This is a genomic window from Pseudonocardia xinjiangensis, assembly GCF_012911925.1.
In the GTDB taxonomy this organism is placed as follows: Bacteria; Actinomycetota; Actinomycetes; order Mycobacteriales; family Pseudonocardiaceae; genus Pseudonocardia; species Pseudonocardia xinjiangensis.
In genome coordinates, this window is the sequence record NZ_JAAXKY010000087.1 from 15,891 (window position 1) to 31,124 (window position 15,234).

Consider the following 15,234-nt stretch of genomic DNA (forward strand, 5'->3'; position numbering starts at 1 on the left):
AGCTGAACGAGCCGGCGTAATGAGCGCCCGGTTCGGCGTTGCGCGACCGCGATCACGTCAGGCCGTGCCCGGTGCACGGCCGAATGGATGGCGAAGCCGGCGTAGTTGACCGGACCCCGGCCCTGCACCACCTGGCCGTGCTCATTGACCAGCAGCAGGTCCGACACCCTGATCTGGGAGAAGCTCATCCCGAACGGGTTGACCCAGTAGCAGTTGGGGTGCTCGGGGTCGCGGGCAGTGACGTGTCCGGCGACGCCCTCGCCGAACCCGAACCGTCCGAACAGCCGGAACGTCGCAGCCAGTTCCCGCTGACGCAGCCGCCGCTCTTCCTCGATCGATAACGCGCCGGGCGGCTGGGGCAACTCGGGGTTGTCGGCGACCACCATCGCTGGGCGGGAAATGCAGTTTGTCGGCATCGTGTCCTCCGCTCCTCGGTGTCTTGCCGTTGTGATTGCGAGATAACCAGCCGAGAACGACCGCTACCATGGATCAAGTCTCCACAAATTGGTTGCTCTCATGGAGAACTGCACTAGCAACGGGGTGAATGATGGACGACGGAGGCTGGCTGGAGCTGCTGCTGACCGAGGCTCCAGGCGCCGAGTTCGCGGCCCACGAGCGGCAACTGGCCCAGGAAACAGGCTCGACCGAACGCGCCGCCAGCGAGGCGGTCGCCGCGCTGCGCATCCGCACCCTGCTCGAACAGCGCACCCAACGGGCCCGCGAACTGGCCACACTCAACGAGGTCGCCGCGCACCTCACCGCCACCGGCCAGCGCGACCAGCTAGGGCTGATCGACGACATCGTCGTGCACGCCCGGAGGGTGCTCGGGGTCGACATGGCCTACCTCTGCCTGATGGAGGCGAATCGCCGGCTGCGGATCCATGCGGTCAGCGGCGCGCTCACCCCACACATGCTCGGGATGTCGATAGCGGCCGAAGCCGCCAGGCCCTACTCGGTGTCCCGCTGCTCGGCCGCGACCAGGTACTCGGGGTGCTGTTCGTGCTCGAGCGGCGACCGCGCCGGTTCACCGGGGAAGACATCAATGCCATCGCATCACATCGCCCTCAATAGGTCCCTGATGGAGCCGCCGCATAGTTGCGCAGGAACGTCGCGTCACTAGGAAATTGAGGGGCTGCCGGCCCCTCCCGGTGGTCCACCCTCGGCGTGGCGCGCGCTGCAGCATGCCGTGGGACGGGATCGGCCGGTCCTGCCGTCGGCCCTGACTCGGCACAGCGCACGGCCATCAGCATGTGACCAGTCCGACACTGGGCCGTCGGCTACGCGCCAGTAGACCGGTCGCTGCGCGCACGGCGCGACGGCAAACGGGGCAGCAGCGGTTCTCAACCTGCTGCCATCGACGTTCCTCACGCCCGGAAGGACCGGGCACCACAAATCGTCGACTCGTCACGTCGGCCCCCTCCAATGGTGGACGCGAGTCTGCGGGTCGTCGTTGCTCTCTCATGTCGTGCTCCGTGGTCACTCCCCGACCACGTGACAGCCCCGCCAACTGCCACGTCCCGACCGCACCCGGACCCGACGCTTCCCCCATACGAACAGAGGTGGGCCGGTGAGCATTGTTGCCGGGGCGACGGAGTCACCATCTGTACGACACCGTCGCGGATCTGCGCGTCAGGGTCGGCTGTCCGTCGCCGGCGTCGCAGGTGGGGCCGGCACCACGACGATTGCCACCGCAGATTCAGAGAGCACTATCGCCTTTACCTTACACTCACCCTTACACTGGCCAGCTCACCGCAAATCGTTGAGATGGCCGAGTTTTCCGAACCCGTCAAGCCGGAGGGCTGTCCGTCCCTCCGGTCGTCATCGGCCAATCATTGTGGTCTCACTCGTCGCGCTGCCCCGAGTCCGAGGAAATGTGAGCACTCTCGCGCGATCGCACACTTGCTCCCGCAGTCGCTCTACACATCTATGTATTTGCCAGCACAACAGGGGAGGGCATGACTACCCACCTCGACCCCGGCACCGACCAGGCAGCCGTGCCGGGCCCTTGCTCGAGAGGCAGGTCAGATCGGTCGGGCCGGTCCTGTGGAAGCCGCCACGGCCGCCGTTCCAGCTCAGAACTCGCGGTGACGTCGCTGGGGCTTAACTGGCCGCGCCCGACCCTTGCTCAGGCTGGGACGTTCTCCGAGCCTGAGCCAATTGGTTCAGAGCCAAGGATCCGTCCAGCAGGCCATCGGGAGCGGTGACAAACGGCAGCCGCTCCGCAGCTGCACTGTCCAGCAGCCCGACCTGGGCGAGCACGGCAGCCTGATCCCAGTAGATGCGCTCGCTCGCGACATCGGCGCCCTCGAAGCCCACGATACCGATCACTGGGATACGCACCTGCTTGCCCGTGGGAGCCACAGCGGGCAGGATCCACGGAATCTCGATGTCATGAGTGAACGTAATGAGCATCTCGTCGACGATGCTTGCATCTCCGATTGTTTGACTCATCGACACGATGGACAAATCGGCCGGATTCCGCCCCACGAACCACTGTTGATAGAAGTCGCGGACCCCGTCAAATCCGACACCGCCCATGCCGGTCGGTACATGCAGAACAGTCGGGTTGTCCGTCATGGTCCGCATCGTGGCGTCCACATCCCGAGTCACGAACTCGGCCGCCGTGTGCGCCGCCCACATCCGCAGCATGGCTTTTTGATCAGACATTCTCATCCTCCGAAATCAGCGCTTCCACTTACCTTGAGCGAAATGCCCTAGAGGGAGTACATCCCGCGATGAAGTATACAGAACGATACCTTCCTCAATGGTCAGGCGCTCAGAGGTACGGGTTCACGGTTTGCTGAATTTGCTCCACAGGGATCGACTAGTTGATCCCGCACCCGCACACAATCACGCGCAGACATGGCAAGGATTGGCTGCCCGACTCAAGCCCCTGAAGTCGAGCGGAGAAATTCGTGTCGCACCGCCGAAAGATTGCGGGTGGCGCCCGGAGTCGACCCAGCCGTCCGCTCGTGGGGGTTCCGGTGGACGCCCGTGAGGACCACACCGCACGCTCCACAAAGTCCATCGTGATCTGGTCAGCCGATTCGGTATCTGCTCGATGGCAGGGGGCAGAACTGCTGGACTCCCGAACTTCTTGGCCCAGGCGCCGGAACGGACCGATTTTCGGTCCTTGGCTCAGTTGGTCAAGTTCGCTGGAGGGCCTTGAGCCAAGGCGGGCTCGGCGTCGGAGGTGTGACCGTTTCGCCAGAACAGTCCGGTCTAGTCTACATTTGTACGTCCTTCGGATTCGACCGCCTCGGTGTGAGCTCGCAATCGCCGAGCTTCTGTCCCGACCTGCGTCGATGAGCGCCATGGCGGGCTACTCCCGGGCGCAGTGGGCGGCCAGGGTGAGCGGGTGGACGGATTCACGGCCGGCTCGGCGACCTGGCCGAGGCCGGCAGCTTCGGTGTACCGGTAGCCGCTGGCCTGTTTGACGTCGGAGGGCCTATCGAGCGGTGTTGGTAGCCCTGCTCTTGACTTCCCGGACGACCCATTGCTCGTCAGCGATGATCTAGACCGCGTCCGGCCTGGTCTGTTCCTTACGGCTCCATCCGGTTCAGCCGCGAGCCGTAAGTCGGTAAGACACCCGCAACCCGGAGGCGACGAGGAAGTCCAGCTCGGCGAGGTCGAGCACGATATGCCGGTAGCCGGACCGGATGAGCTGATCGAGGACTGTTTCCAGACGGTCGATTGTCGTGAAGTCCAGTTCCCCGCTCAACCGAACGTCTCTGCGGATCGTGTCGCTGGAAACTTGCACACACAGGACGGAGCCCGTCGGAATGCTCCGCTCGCCCTCGGTACCGCGACCCACGCCCGTTCCTCCAGAAACGTTCAAAGCGGCGATGGCGCACAGAACCGGGTCTTCGCAAGTGACCTGCAGCACGCACCTACCGCGGCTGCTGGTCCAACCGATCAAGATTTACCCACGCCCTCGGGCCCGGCGACCGCGCCGTGATCGACATCCGGCCGGCCGGGGCGTCAGGCGGATCGCTGGGCGGCCTCCACGAGTTCGCCCGCGACGACCCGCAGTTTTACGTTGCGGCGCTGGGACGCGGCGCGCAGGGTCGCGAACGCATCCTCGACGCTACAGCGGCCGGCGATCACGATGCCGATCGCCTGATCGATCGTGGCGGGCAAGGCGAGCGCGGCCCGCAGGTCTGTTCGGCCCCACCTCGAGCGGATCCTCGCATGACCACAAATTCGCTGAGCCGTGACGGCTTCCCGTGGGACCATCGCATCGATCAAGCACCGCACTGCGCTGCGCCCCTGATTCCCCACCCCCACCGCCTCAGCTGGAGGAAGACCTCATGATGGCAGCCATTCCGCTCCGACTCGACGCCACCCGCACCTTCCACGAGGCAATCGGTGCCGAGGTCGGCGCGGGGTCGCAGGTTGCCAGCAAGGGCTTCGTCACCTTCGGCTCGACTTTTGGCGGCACGACGTGGTCGCGGGTCACAGCACTCTCCAACACCGGCGCCGTGCTGGCCACGTGGACAGACGTCCGCACCAACAACAACACCTCAGCCGACCGCGAGCTACCTGCCGGCACCCGCAGTGTCACCGTCGAGGGGCAGAGCGACAACGACGGCACCCGCCCCTGGGCATCGGTCTGGTGCATCCGCTGAACCCGGCCTCGCCCACACCTCGCGGCCTCGTGGATGGCAGCGCACTCGTGCTTCAAGCACGCCCCGGGCTGCCCAACGCAACACCGTGCCCCCCATCTGCATTGCAACCCCGGCGCCCGGAAGCCGCAGTGTGGCGATCGAGCAGCCCGACCACCGACCTGGGCCTACACGTTCTTCAAGACACGCGCGGTGAACCCACCGTCGCGCCCAGGAACACCAGCCACGCAGGCAGGGAGATCGGGCCGTGGTTGACGAAGCTCGGCAGGTAGGGCTGCTGCGCGGAGGCGTTGCGCCGGTCCAGCACGAGTGCGGGCAGTCCGGCCACACCTGCGGATCACGATTGGCGAAGCCGTAGAAGACGAGCAGGCGCGACCCGGCCGGTACCTCCACGCCTCCGACGAGACTGTCGACCGTGACCAGCCGGTAGAAGCACTGGATCGGCGCTTCGAGGCGCAGGGACTCCTTGAGGAGCCGCCCGATCAGCCCCGGCTCGCGGCGCAGCCTGTCGGCGAGGCCCGGCACGCGGCCGAGGAGGGCCATTGCTGGTCGCGAGGTGGTGGGTGCTGGTGATGTTGCCGGCGATCGGGAGCTGGATACAGGAAGACTCGCGAGTGGGCTGCCGGTGGGACACTGATCCGGCGGTACGCCTGGCACCGACCCAGCGGGGCAGGCGACCTAACTGCCCGCCGTGGCTTCAGATCTGTTTATGCAGATCCGTCAATGCGTGCCGCTGGTCAACGGCCGGGACGGCGGGCCAGCAGGATTCGTGCGGCGTAGGCGATGCAGATCATGATGACGCCCATTCCGATCCGGCGCATGCCCACTAACGACAGCGACCGGTCGGCTTCTCGGTTGGTCGCCGACTGCTGCCCACTCAAACCAACCTGCTCGTTCTGGCTGGACAAGTTGCTGCTCCCCGGCTCGGGACCTTCGTCATTCGAACCGGATTGGAAGCGACAGGCCGCGAACGACGTGACAACGCCTAGCCCTGTGACTAGAACCAGCTCGACAAGCGGGACGGCGTCCACGACGAACGCGTCCTCACCCATGAACGTAACGTATCCCCCCGTTGCGAACAGCGAGGCGAGCGCAACCCCGACGCCGGGGGTCGAAAGAAGGTCCGTCGTCGACGGGGAACGGCTGAGGCGATGATACCTGAGGAAGAGGGCTGCGCTGACTGTCGCGCTGATCCCGATGGCGAGCAAGCCCGAGGTATCGAGCATGCCGAACGGCGCACCGGAACCGTATTTGACGCTCTTATGGTCACGAAGGGCGGGCAACCATAGAGTGACGAATAGGGGCGGCACCACGAGCGTCATAATCCGCCGTATCAGCCTCACTGCCTTCTGCGCGTTTCCGGTCCGGTCCGGCCGCGCGTTCTCGACGGTGTCGAGGGTCACGAGGATGGCGAAGACAAGAAGACAGCCCGCCGCCACGAATCCGACCCCGGCAGCGGCTCCAACCGCTGCAGAGCGTCCAGAGCGCTCCTTCTCACCCACCATCACCGCATAGTTGAGGCTCGTCGCGACCAGGGCGAAGAACGAGCACATTAAGGGTCGGTACGCGGAGGTCACAGACTTCTGCGGACGGCTCTCGTTAAGGCGTACCGTTGCGATCGCAATTAGTGCTGCGAAGGAGAACCCCGCAAGCACACCCGCAAGCTGGGAATATAGTGCTGCGATCTCGGAGAAGTCGAGATATCGGTTGAGCGGCAACCTGGCTCCCGTAACGCAGATCGGACGTATCGGGCGACTGTATCGAATCATCGGTACCGCTGATCAACTGGACGCGCGTGCAGCTCGTGGCGCCACCGGCGAGTCCGGTGAGATTGGCCGGGACGGAGGTCTTCGAGCGGACGACACCTTGGGGACCAACCTCCGCCTACAGCCACCCGTCCGCTGGGCGGCAGCCGGACCTTCCGGCCAACAGAGGTCGAGCCACTGCTGGAGCGCGCCCTGCAGCCCCGTTCTCGCGCATCAGCCGCTCGACCCGCTTGCCGGCGACGTCATGGCCGCGGCGGCGCAGGGTGGCGTGCACCCGCGGAGCACCGTAGGTCGCACCGGAGCGGGCGTGGATCCGGCGGATCTCGTCGAGCAGCTCGGCGTCCGCACCCCGGCGCGGTGACGGGTCGCGCTGTTGGGCGAGCCACCCGTAGTAGGTCGATGCGGGGACACCGAGGACCTGCAGGACGGGGGCGCTATTCCGAAGCAGTCTCTCCGTGCCTCGACGGCTTTCACCACTTCTTCCTTGTGGGGTCCATCTCCTGGGCGGAAAAAGCGCTCGCCGCCTCGAGGATCTCATTGGCCCGGCGGAGCTCGGCGTTCTCCTTGCGCAGCCGGCGCAGTTCCTCGGTCTCGGCGGTGGTCGGGCGGTCGTGGCGTTCACCGTGGTCGGCCTCGGCCTGGCGGATCCAGTTCCGCAACGCCTCATGGTGCATGCCCAGCTGCTCGGCCAGCCGGCGGATCACCGGCTTGGGGTCGGACTCCGGGGAGAGCCGCACCGCGCGCTCACGCAGCTCGTCGGGGTACTTCTTCGGTGCTGCCACGGAGACGCCCTTCACGGCCCTCCGGCCATGATCGTGGATCTCCGGGCAAGGGGGGAACCTCATTCCCCCGAGCTGCGCTCAGGGTGTCGGACCAGTTGCACCGCTCCTCGGACAATCCCCTCCGCTGCGGAGCCCGGCCTCGGCAGCCGGGAAGAGCTCGTGATCGAGGAGTTCCGCCGAGCGGCAGCGGCCCTGCCGCTACGGAGCCCGGCCTTGATGGCCGGGAACAGGCATCGGGGACCGGCCCACCCCACCGCGGGAAGTTGATCCCGCCCGAACCGGGCGCCGGACGGTGCGAGGTGCCCCCGGCGAACGGCGCGCCGAGGATGACGACGTCGGCGCCGACGTAGGTGCCGGGGTTCCTCGAGCGTGCAGGGGTCGACACCGAGGACGGTGACGTCGGGGCCGTACATCGGGCCGTAACGGGCATGGGTCTCCGGTCGGACGTTCAGCGGACCCGGTCGGTCGGCGCGAAGGCCGCGCCGTGACCGGGGATGATCATTGTCGGTTCCATCGCGAGGAGCCGCTCGCGAGATGCCTTCAGCTGGTCACCGTCGTGGGCCAGGGGGTCGTCTTCGGGCCCGTCGGCGCTCCACCCACAGGTGGGTGGCCGCAACCAGGCCGGTGCCGGTCGTGGCGAGTGTCGTGATGTCCTCGGCGGTGTGTCCGGGTGTGCGGATCAGCCGGACCGAGGGCGACAGCTCGAAGCCGTCGGCGTCGCGGTCCTCCCAGACGTGGATGAGAGCGAGCTCTCAGCCCGAGAGATCGCCGACCAGCTGGGGCACGCGAAGGTCTCGATCACTCAGGACAACTACCTCGGCCGGCGGCTGACGAGCCGCCGTACGGCTGAGGCCCTCCAGGTTGCAGTCGGCAGGACCTTCACCGATAGATGATGGATAAGTCATGTGTCGATCTTGACCGCCGCGGCGCTGCAGGCGCCTGACCTGGGGAGAAGCTCCTCCGACTGGACTCGAACCAGTAACCCTGCGAAACAAGATCCACTACTTCGGTGCGCTGGTCATCTCGCGTTGCCTGCTGTGAGCTGCACCGACCGCGCCGCGCGTCTCTCGTCCTCGGGTGCAGGCTGCCGACGTTCGCCGTTGAAAGCTGGGGGTAAAGCAGGGGCGCTCCCGTCATCGAGCACCAGCGGTGCCTCAGTGCTGGATCAGGCCGCCGACCGGGACGGGAGCGACGTGGCCGGTCGCCGGAACGGTCTGTGCCAGGTCGAGGCCGACGTCGACCAGCGATGACCGGCGTAGGCAAGCGACATCGGGGATCGGAGTCCAGACGGACTCGGCGATTTCGCCGTTCGGTTCAGGCCGGAGTTGGCCGCCGATGACACGGACCCGGTAGAAGATACCGACATTCTGGTGCTCGACTCCCGCACGGGCGATGGCCGCGGGGATCACCCTCGAGTCCACGCCCATCAGGCGTTCAACCACCGCGTCGCAGCCGGTCTCCTCGGCGACCTCCCGGATCACCGCATCGAACGGATCCTCCCCGTGCTCAACCCGACCGCCCGGAAGGGTCCAGTTGCTCTCGCCCTGCGGTGGTACGTGACGGGCGAGCAGCACACGCCCGTCCTCGACGCACACGGCGTACGACGCCAGCCGGAAACTCATCCCCCGCACCTCCCACGGGACCCTATCCAACGTCCAAGATCCGCCGCATCCCTATGAGCGCGAAGTTAAGCCGGATCAACTATGGATAGCACCGACGACAAAGTCAAAGAAGACCGGCGCAAGGAGACGCTCATCCAAAACGTCATATTCGCCTGACGTAGTGCTTGGTCGAGAACTCCCCTAATGAATTCCTCCCGGTGCACTAGCGACTCCGAAAAGAAGCGTTCCTTCTCGTTGACGCGCTCTCGTGAGGCCGAGTAGTCAAAGTGAATTGAGTCAACTGAACCAGTTATGTAGACGTAGGAATTGTGAACGTCTTGCGCGCCGAGCCCGATTTCGGATCGCTCGGACTCGTTCCCGTTGGCAGCATCGACACTCGAACGCGGAGCGATTTCCTGCGCCGACGCTTCCGCGTTGTCATCCCTCGGCCTGTCAGAAGGATCCTCAATAATTACGCTCTACCTGTCGATTTGCAGGGAGCTTGCGTTACGGCAAGTACGAGATGCTGCGGTAATCTGCGCAGCCGCGCGCCGCGCGGGGACCGGCCGGAGGCCGCACGCCCCGCGCGAGCGCTTGCGGCTGCATCGGACACAGCGCCGCGCGCCGCCCGCAGGGCGGCGCCTTGATCAGGTAGAGAAAGTCTGAACCCCGCGGCTTGGAGCTGCGGCCGGCTCGATGTCCGGGGATGCAGTCGTGCTGCGAACGACGAGGTGCGGGGCGATTACCTGTTCGCGCTCGTCGGGTGCGTCGTGGCCGTCGAGTCGGGCGATGGCGCGGGCGATCGCGAGGGTCGTGATGCGCTCGGCGTCCTGGGCGACGGTCGTGAGGGCGATGTGGGACAGACTGGCGAGGCTGCTGTCGTCGAAGCCGACCACGGACATGTCGCCGGGCACCGAGAATCGTTCGCGGTGCAGGACGTCGAGGACGCCGGTCGCACAGCGGTCGTTGAACACCGTGACGGCCGTAGGCCGTGAGCTGAGGGCGAGGAGGTGGCGCGCAGCTTCGGCACCCTCATCCTCGGTGAGGCCGCCGGGCAGGATCACAACCTCGTCGAGGCCGTGGCGGCTGAGCGCTTCGCGGTAGCCACGTCGTCGCTCTGCAGCGCCCGGAGCCCGTCCTCCGTCGATGTGCGCGATCCGGTAGTGGCCGAGTTCGACGAGGTGGTCGACGGCGAGTTGGATGCCAGCGGCGTCGTCGGTGCGCACGACGTCCACGGCCTTGCTGCGGACCGGGCGCGCAACGACCATGACCGGTATCCGGGCCGCGAGATCGGCCAGCTCCGTGGTCGGCAGGGACGGGCCGAGGAGGACCAGGGCCTCGCAGCGGTCCTGCAACAGGCTCGCCACCGCTCGGCTCTCGTTGCGGCCGGGAGTGACCGCGCTGAGCGCGAGTTCGTAGCCGGCCGTGTCCGCGGCCGTGTAGAGGCCGCTGACGAGATCGCCATGGAACGGGTGCTGCACCCCGAACACGACGCCGATGAGCTGGGTCCTGCTGCGGCGCAGCATCCGCGCCCGGCTGTCCGGACGGTAGCCCAGCTCGTCGGCGGCCTCCCGGACCCGCTCCCTCGTCGCCGCGCTCGCCCCGGGTGCGTCCCGCATGACGATCGAGACGAGCGGCACGGACACCCCTGCGCGCGCGGCCACATCGGCGAGGGTCGTGCGCCGAGCCCGGACTGGCGGCTTCTCCGTCATGCGCCGAGTCTAGCCAGAATCTCTAGAACGTTATAGCTCAGTGGCGTTGACGCGTCCGTGCCGTCGGCGACATACTCGCCGCTATAACGTTCTAGCTTGCCTTTGCGGGCGTGCACCTCAAGGAGGAGTGGGATGAGCCAGTTCAACAGCGGTTCACCGGTCGGCGTCGCCCTGATCGGATCGGGCAGGATGGGCGCCTACCACGGTGAGACCCTCGCTCGGCGGCTCCCGGGGGCCCGTCTGGTCGCCGTGGTCGATCCCGCCCCCGGCACCGCGGAGAAGCTCGCCGCTGAGTGGGGCGCGCCCGCCGCCTACACCGACGCCGCTCAGGCGTTCGCCGACGCGGCCGTCAATGCTGTCGTCATCGCCGCACCCGCCCGCTTCCACGCCGAGCTGATCGTCGGTGCCGCGCAAGGCGGTAAGGCCGTGTTCTGCGAGAAGCCCGCCGCGTTGGAGCTGGCGGAGCTGGATCGGGCGATCGACGCGGTGCGCGCCGCCGACGTTGCCTTCCAGGTCGGGTTCAACCGGCGCTTCGCTCCCGACTGGGCCGCGGCTCGCGCGCTGCTGGACCAGGGCGTCGTCGGCACGCCGCGGTTGCTGCGTTCGGTGACCCGTGACCCGGGCGGTTTCGATCCCGCCCGCGTCCCCGCGGACACGATCTTCAACGAGACGCTCATCCACGACTTCGACACGCTGCGATTCCTCAACCCCGGCGCCGGAGCCGTCGAGGTCTACGCCACTGCGGACGCGCTCGTCGAACCCGTATGGAAGGACCGCGGCTTGCTCGACACCGCAGTGGTGACCGTGAAGTTCGACAACGGGGCGATCGGGATCGCCGAGGCCTGCTTCCAGGCCGCCTACGGCTACGACGTCCGCGGCGAGGTCTTCGGCTCCGCCGGCATGGCCACGATGGGCGACGGTCGAGCCACCGGCATGGTCTTCTCCGGCGCCACCGGCCGAGCGATCGACACCGCCCGCAGCGACCAGGAACTTCTCGCCGGTGCCTACACCGCCGAGCTTGCCGCATTCATCGACGCAGTGCGCACCCGACGTCCCGCTCTCGTGGGCGGAGAAGACGCCCGCGCCGCCCTGTCGATCGCGAAGGCCGCGGCCCGCTCCGTCCGGGAGAACCGCCCCGTCACCATTGCCGAGGTCGCCAAGTGAGCACCATCGACACCGGCAGCTCCTACCGGCTCGCCGTCTCCGCGGAGATGGTCTTCGTCGACCTGCCCTTCCTCGACCGCGTCCGCCGGATCTCCGAGCTGGGCTATGAGGTCGAGATCTGGGACTGGACCCAGAAGGACATCGCCGCGCTGAGCGCCACCGGAGCCACGTTCTCCTCCATCACCGGCTACGTCACCGGCACCCTGGCCGACCCCGACGGCGCCGAAGAGCTGCTGCGCACCGCCGAGGAGTCGCTCAAGATCGCCGAGCAGCTCGACTGCCCGAGGCTGAACCTGCACGGCACTGGCCTCGACGGCAAGGGGCTGCCCGTCATCCCCTCCCAGTTCGTCACCCCGACGATGTGGCTCACCGCCGCAAGGACCCTCACCAGGGTCGCGGAGCTGGGCGAGCGCGTCGGGCGCGTGTTCACCCTTGAGAACCTCAACACCGCTGTCGACCACCCCGGCACGCCATTCGCCACTGCGGCCGACACGATCGCCCTGGTCGAGGCCGTCGACAACCCACACGTACGCCTCAATCTCGATCTTTACCACGCCCAGATCGGCGAGGGAAACCTCGTTCAGCTCGTCGAACGCGCACTCCCGCTTATCGGCGAGATCCAGGTCGCCGACGTCCCGGGCCGCTGCGAGCCCGGCACCGGGGAGATCCACTACCCCGCCGTCGCCGCCGCCCTCGACCGGCTCGGCTACGACGGCGTCGTCGGCCTCGAAGGCTGGGCCTCCGCCGACCCAGAGCAGGCCCTCGACCGCTTCCGTGTCGCGTTCACCATCGACCGCTGAGGACAGCGGGGATGCACACGAGCACCAACCCGACACTGCCGAATCCGCACCTCGGTACGGCTCCCGGCTCCTGGGGCGTCTGGTCCCGGATGACCCTGCCCAGATCCCGGGCCCCGGTTCCTCGACGAGGCCGCCGCAGCCGCTACACCGCTGTGGAACTCGGCCCTTGGGGCTACCTGCCGACCCACGCCGAGCACCTTCGCGACGAACTCGGCAGCCGCGGCCTCACGCTCACCGGCGCCACCGCCGGGACGGCACTGCACCGCGGGGCAGAAGCGCTCTCCGACGCTCGAACTCGGCCGCGTGCTGCTTGACGAGTCCGGGGTCAAGCAGATGTTCCACCCGCACGCGGACGCTCACGTCGACACCGAAGATCGTGTCGACCGTTTCGTTGGGGTCACTGACCCCGCCGCCGTGTGGCTCTGCCTCGACACCGGCCACATCGCCTACGCAGGCGGAGACAACCGCGCCATCGTCGCCAAGCACTCTTCGCGGATCGGCTACGTCCATCTCAAGTCAATCGACCCCGCCGTCCTCGAGCGGGTGCGAGACGAGAACCTGCCCTTCGCCCAAGCCGTCCAGGCCGGGGCGATGGTCGAACCCGACCTCGGCGAGCCCAGCATGCCCGAGCTGCTCCGTGACCTCGACGCGCTCGGCGTTCCCCTCACCGCGATCGTCGAGCTCGACCTCTACCCGGTGGTCGCAGACGTCCCACTTCCGATCGCCACACGGACCTGCGCCTACTACACGGCTCAGGGCCTCAGCCGCCCCGGGCGCTGACGACTACATGCCGTCACGGGTCTCAGGGCCGATGGATCACGATGCCTAGGCGTGGTCGCGTTGATCTTGCTCGTTGATTTCAGGACTGGGCGGCGACTTCATCCATGGATCTGATCAGCGCCTCGGGCTCGAAGGAGCGCAGAGCGCGGTCCTTGCCGGGCTTGTTCGCGAACGCGATGACTGCGGTGCCTGCTGCTCGCGCGGCTTGGATGTCGGTGATCGAGTCGCCGATGAGGCCCGCATCGGCCGGCTCTGCCTCACGATCGCCCAGGGCGCGGCGCAGGAGGTAGGGCTCCGGCTTGAGGTCTTCGACTCGGGCGCGAGTCCGGCCCGCAATGCCGTCGATCTGGTCGGCAAGACCGTGCTCCGTCTCGCGTCTCGACCGCCTCGTTGCCGAGGTGCACGACCGCTACGGCACCGCAGCCGCCAAGACGACGCGGACGGTTCTGAGCGGCATGGTTGGCCTCGCTGTCCGTCACGACGCCCTTGACCGCAACCCGGTGCGCGATGTCGGCCGGATCGAAAGCGAGAAGTCGTCGGCCAGGGCGCTCACGCTGGACCAGGCGCGCGAGCTGCGTGGAAAGACCGCGGCGAGCGAGAAGGCACAGGAGTGAAACCTCGTCGATCTGACCGACTTCATGCTCGCCACCGGCCTGCGGATCGGCGAGGCCTCCGCCGTCACATGGGATGCGCTCGACCTCGACGCCGGGACCGTGGAGGTCCGTGGCACGGTGGTGCGGGTCAAGGGAGTGGGGCTGGTCCTGAAGTGGCGCACGAAGAGCCGCAGCGGCTTCCGGACGCTGGAACTGCCCCGGTGGGCGGTCGAGGCGCTGCGAGCGTGCCAAGCGCGTGTCCCGGCCAACGAGTGGAACACCGTGTTCACCGCTCCCCTCGGCGGCCTGCGGGACCCGTCGAACACGCAAGCGGATCTCCGGGTGGTCGTCGCAGCGGCCGGCTACCCGTGGGTGACCTCGCACGTCTATGGACGAGGCGGGGCTCAGCGCCCGTGCCGCCGCCGACCAGCTCGGCCATGCCAAGGTATCGATGACGCAGGACAGCTACTTCGGCCGGAAGGTCGCACGGACAGGCGCCGCCGCCGTCTTGGAAGAGATCGCGACCACGCCGAAGAAGTCCCGCAAAGATGGGGGTAAAAGAGGGCCGTGATCTTGGTAGCAGCTCGGGCTAAGCCTCTGAGCTGGGGAGAAGCTCCTCCGACTGGACTCGAACCAGTAACCCTGCGATTAACAGTCGCATGCTCTGCCAATTGAGCTACGGAGGACCGTTCGGCGCGGAGGGGCGACCCCCGCTGGCAGGAGAACTTTAGCGCACCGCCCCCAACCCACCGTCACAGGCCCCCGCCTCCGCGGGGGGCTGGTCAGACCCGCTGGCCGGTGGTGATGGGGGTGTCGGTGGTGTGCTTGCCGCCGTTCACCGTCTCCTCGACGCGGGCGCGGACCACGCCGGCCGCTCCCTGGACGGCGGGGTGGTCGGCCACCCGCTGGTAGGTGCGGCGCAGCTGCTCGTAGCGCTCGTGGCCCGCCTTGGCACCGAGCACATAGCCGATGGCTGCACCCAGCAGAAACTTCAGCATGACGCCTCCCGGCTCGTGGATCTCCGTGTGGCGGCCATCCTGCACCAGCGGGTGATGCGGTGCGGGACGAGCGTCGCGGAAGGGTGCGTTCGGTGCAGCGCGTTGGCGCGGATGGCGGGCACGCGGCTGATGTGCGAGTTGTGCGGTCTCCGGGTCGTTCCGCGCAGAAGCGACCGTTTCGAGACCTGCGGGACCTTGACTTGTTGCCGGTGATCGCACCATTCTCCGTTCCGGTTCTGTTCGAACTTGTTGTGTTGTGTTCGGACGGCTCCTTACTGGCCCCTTCGTCAAAGGAGACGACATGCCACGTCCGCAGACCCAGGCCGAGTACCTCGCACGGCTCGTCCCGCCGTCGGTCGCGGCGCGGGGGATCGGTCGGCGGGCCCTCCTGCGGGGAGCGCTCGGGGTGGGCG

The 15,234-nt window shown here is 67.3% G+C and carries 17 protein-coding genes, 1 tRNA gene and 3 pseudogenes; 7 read left to right on the top strand and 14 right to left on the bottom strand.

Annotated elements, in window-relative coordinates:
• Positions 1-56 precede the first annotated feature (56 nt).
• Positions 57-416 (bottom strand): annotated as a pseudogene (locus tag HF577_RS23575) (class II aldolase/adducin family protein); the annotation flags it as partial.
• Positions 417-516: 100 nt separating this feature from the next.
• On the opposite strand from HF577_RS23575, the gene HF577_RS23580 reads away from it, so the two are divergent.
• Entirely contained in the window at positions 517-1,071 is a 555-nt protein-coding gene (locus HF577_RS23580; RefSeq protein ID WP_407692235.1) for a GAF domain-containing protein, read from the top strand.
• A gap of 1,029 nt (positions 1,072-2,100) precedes the next feature.
• Here HF577_RS23580 and HF577_RS23585 read toward each other — a convergent pair.
• The 3 genes from HF577_RS23585 to HF577_RS23595 all read right to left on the bottom strand — a co-directional run bounded on the left by HF577_RS23585 (position 2,101) and on the right by HF577_RS23595 (position 4,248).
• Complete coding sequence (locus HF577_RS23585; RefSeq protein ID WP_211174729.1) at positions 2,101-2,667, bottom strand: nuclear transport factor 2 family protein; 567 nt, start codon at positions 2,665-2,667, stop codon at positions 2,101-2,103.
• 892 nt (positions 2,668-3,559) lie between these two features.
• Positions 3,560-3,886 carry an STAS domain-containing protein gene (locus HF577_RS23590; protein ID WP_169398121.1) on the bottom strand — a complete coding sequence of 109 codons (327 nt, stop codon included), beginning with the start codon at positions 3,884-3,886 and terminating at the stop codon, positions 3,560-3,562.
• 95 nt (positions 3,887-3,981) lie between these two features.
• Positions 3,982-4,248 (bottom strand): ANTAR domain-containing protein, encoded by a 267-nt coding sequence (locus HF577_RS23595; protein ID WP_211174730.1) that lies wholly within the window; start codon positions 4,246-4,248, stop codon positions 3,982-3,984.
• A 62-nt stretch (positions 4,249-4,310) separates the two neighbouring features.
• On the opposite strand from HF577_RS23595, the gene HF577_RS23600 reads away from it, so the two are divergent.
• Positions 4,311-4,628 carry a hypothetical protein gene (locus tag HF577_RS23600; protein ID WP_169393831.1) on the top strand — a complete coding sequence of 106 codons (318 nt, stop codon included), beginning with the start codon at positions 4,311-4,313 and terminating at the stop codon, positions 4,626-4,628.
• 175 nt (positions 4,629-4,803) lie between these two features.
• Here the strand turns inward: HF577_RS23600 and HF577_RS38655 are convergent, their stop codons facing one another.
• The 7 genes and pseudogenes from HF577_RS38655 to HF577_RS23630 all read right to left on the bottom strand — a co-directional run bounded on the left by HF577_RS38655 (position 4,804) and on the right by HF577_RS23630 (position 10,486).
• The gene (locus HF577_RS38655; protein WP_246267068.1) at positions 4,804-4,953 is read right to left on the bottom strand and encodes a hypothetical protein; all 150 of its coding nucleotides are present in this window, start codon (positions 4,951-4,953) and stop codon (positions 4,804-4,806) included.
• A 50-nt stretch (positions 4,954-5,003) separates the two neighbouring features.
• Positions 5,004-5,168: pseudogene (locus HF577_RS40240) on the bottom strand (cytochrome P450); the annotation flags it as partial.
• Positions 5,169-5,362: 194 nt separating this feature from the next.
• Positions 5,363-6,343: a hypothetical protein gene (locus tag HF577_RS23610; RefSeq protein ID WP_169398123.1), complete on the bottom strand. Its 981-nt coding sequence runs from the start codon at positions 6,341-6,343 to the stop codon at positions 5,363-5,365.
• A 166-nt stretch (positions 6,344-6,509) separates the two neighbouring features.
• Positions 6,510-6,929 (bottom strand): IS3 family transposase, encoded by a 420-nt coding sequence (locus tag HF577_RS40245; RefSeq protein WP_169398124.1) that lies wholly within the window; start codon positions 6,927-6,929, stop codon positions 6,510-6,512.
• On the bottom strand, positions 6,862-7,173 hold the full coding sequence (locus tag HF577_RS23620; RefSeq protein WP_169398125.1) for a transposase: 312 nt from the start codon (positions 7,171-7,173) through the stop codon (positions 6,862-6,864). The genes HF577_RS40245 and HF577_RS23620 overlap by 68 nt, the downstream gene beginning before the upstream one ends.
• Before the next feature lie 1,154 nt (positions 7,174-8,327).
• On the bottom strand, positions 8,328-8,795 hold the full coding sequence (locus tag HF577_RS23625) for an NUDIX hydrolase (protein WP_169398126.1): 468 nt from the start codon (positions 8,793-8,795) through the stop codon (positions 8,328-8,330).
• Positions 8,796-9,421: 626 nt separating this feature from the next.
• Positions 9,422-10,486 (bottom strand): LacI family DNA-binding transcriptional regulator, encoded by a 1,065-nt coding sequence (locus tag HF577_RS23630; protein WP_169398127.1) that lies wholly within the window; start codon positions 10,484-10,486, stop codon positions 9,422-9,424.
• Positions 10,487-10,618: 132 nt separating this feature from the next.
• Here HF577_RS23630 and HF577_RS23635 point away from each other — a divergent pair, with 132 nt between their 5' ends.
• The 3 genes from HF577_RS23635 (at position 10,619) to HF577_RS37595 (ending at position 13,230) form a co-directional block, all read left to right on the top strand.
• Positions 10,619-11,650: a Gfo/Idh/MocA family oxidoreductase gene (locus HF577_RS23635; protein WP_169398128.1), complete on the top strand. Its 1,032-nt coding sequence runs from the start codon at positions 10,619-10,621 to the stop codon at positions 11,648-11,650.
• Complete coding sequence (locus HF577_RS23640) at positions 11,647-12,450, top strand: TIM barrel protein (protein ID WP_312859326.1); 804 nt, start codon at positions 11,647-11,649, stop codon at positions 12,448-12,450. The genes HF577_RS23635 and HF577_RS23640 overlap by 4 nt, the downstream gene beginning before the upstream one ends.
• 303 nt (positions 12,451-12,753) lie before the next feature.
• Positions 12,754-13,230, top strand: coding sequence for a TIM barrel protein (locus HF577_RS37595; RefSeq protein WP_211174732.1), 477 nt, complete (start codon positions 12,754-12,756; stop codon positions 13,228-13,230).
• A 79-nt stretch (positions 13,231-13,309) separates the two neighbouring features.
• Here HF577_RS37595 and HF577_RS40250 read toward each other — a convergent pair.
• Positions 13,310-13,591 (bottom strand): annotated as a pseudogene (locus HF577_RS40250) (HAD family hydrolase); the annotation flags it as partial.
• Between the two features lie 37 nt (positions 13,592-13,628).
• Here HF577_RS40250 and HF577_RS23655 point away from each other — a divergent pair.
• Together HF577_RS23655 and HF577_RS23660 are read left to right on the top strand one after the other, a co-directional pair.
• Positions 13,629-13,844 (top strand): hypothetical protein, encoded by a 216-nt coding sequence (locus HF577_RS23655; protein WP_169398129.1) that lies wholly within the window; start codon positions 13,629-13,631, stop codon positions 13,842-13,844.
• A 367-nt stretch (positions 13,845-14,211) separates the two neighbouring features.
• A complete protein-coding gene (locus HF577_RS23660) occupies positions 14,212-14,394 on the top strand; it encodes a hypothetical protein (RefSeq protein ID WP_169398130.1) in 183 nt (60 codons plus the stop codon).
• 42 nt (positions 14,395-14,436) lie between these two features.
• Here the strand turns inward: HF577_RS23660 and HF577_RS23665 are convergent.
• Both HF577_RS23665 and HF577_RS23670 read right to left on the bottom strand, forming a co-directional pair.
• Positions 14,437-14,509, bottom strand: a tRNA-Asn gene (locus HF577_RS23665).
• A gap of 96 nt (positions 14,510-14,605) precedes the next feature.
• Positions 14,606-14,821 (bottom strand): hypothetical protein, encoded by a 216-nt coding sequence (locus HF577_RS23670; RefSeq protein WP_169398131.1) that lies wholly within the window; start codon positions 14,819-14,821, stop codon positions 14,606-14,608.
• Between the last annotated feature and the right edge of the window lie 413 nt (positions 14,822-15,234).

Excerpts from the sequence above, each read along its gene's own strand:
- HF577_RS23630 (WP_169398127.1), bottom strand. The coding sequence starts at position 10,486 with ATGACGGAGAAGCCGCCAGTCCGGGCTCGGCGCACGACCCTCGCCGAT.
- HF577_RS23600 (WP_169393831.1), top strand. The coding sequence starts at position 4,311 with ATGATGGCAGCCATTCCGCTCCGACTCGACGCCACCCGCACCTTCCAC.
- HF577_RS23670 (WP_169398131.1), bottom strand. The coding sequence starts at position 14,821 with ATGCTGAAGTTTCTGCTGGGTGCAGCCATCGGCTATGTGCTCGGTGCC.
- HF577_RS40245 (WP_169398124.1), bottom strand. The coding sequence starts at position 6,929 with ATGAGATCCTCGAGGCGGCGAGCGCTTTTTCCGCCCAGGAGATGGACC.
- HF577_RS23580 (WP_407692235.1), top strand. The coding sequence starts at position 517 with ATGGAGAACTGCACTAGCAACGGGGTGAATGATGGACGACGGAGGCTG.
- HF577_RS23625 (WP_169398126.1), bottom strand. The coding sequence starts at position 8,795 with ATGAGTTTCCGGCTGGCGTCGTACGCCGTGTGCGTCGAGGACGGGCGT.
- HF577_RS23585 (WP_211174729.1), bottom strand. The coding sequence starts at position 2,667 with ATGTCTGATCAAAAAGCCATGCTGCGGATGTGGGCGGCGCACACGGCG.
- HF577_RS23660 (WP_169398130.1), top strand. The coding sequence starts at position 14,212 with ATGGACGAGGCGGGGCTCAGCGCCCGTGCCGCCGCCGACCAGCTCGGC.
- HF577_RS23635 (WP_169398128.1), top strand. The coding sequence starts at position 10,619 with ATGAGCCAGTTCAACAGCGGTTCACCGGTCGGCGTCGCCCTGATCGGA.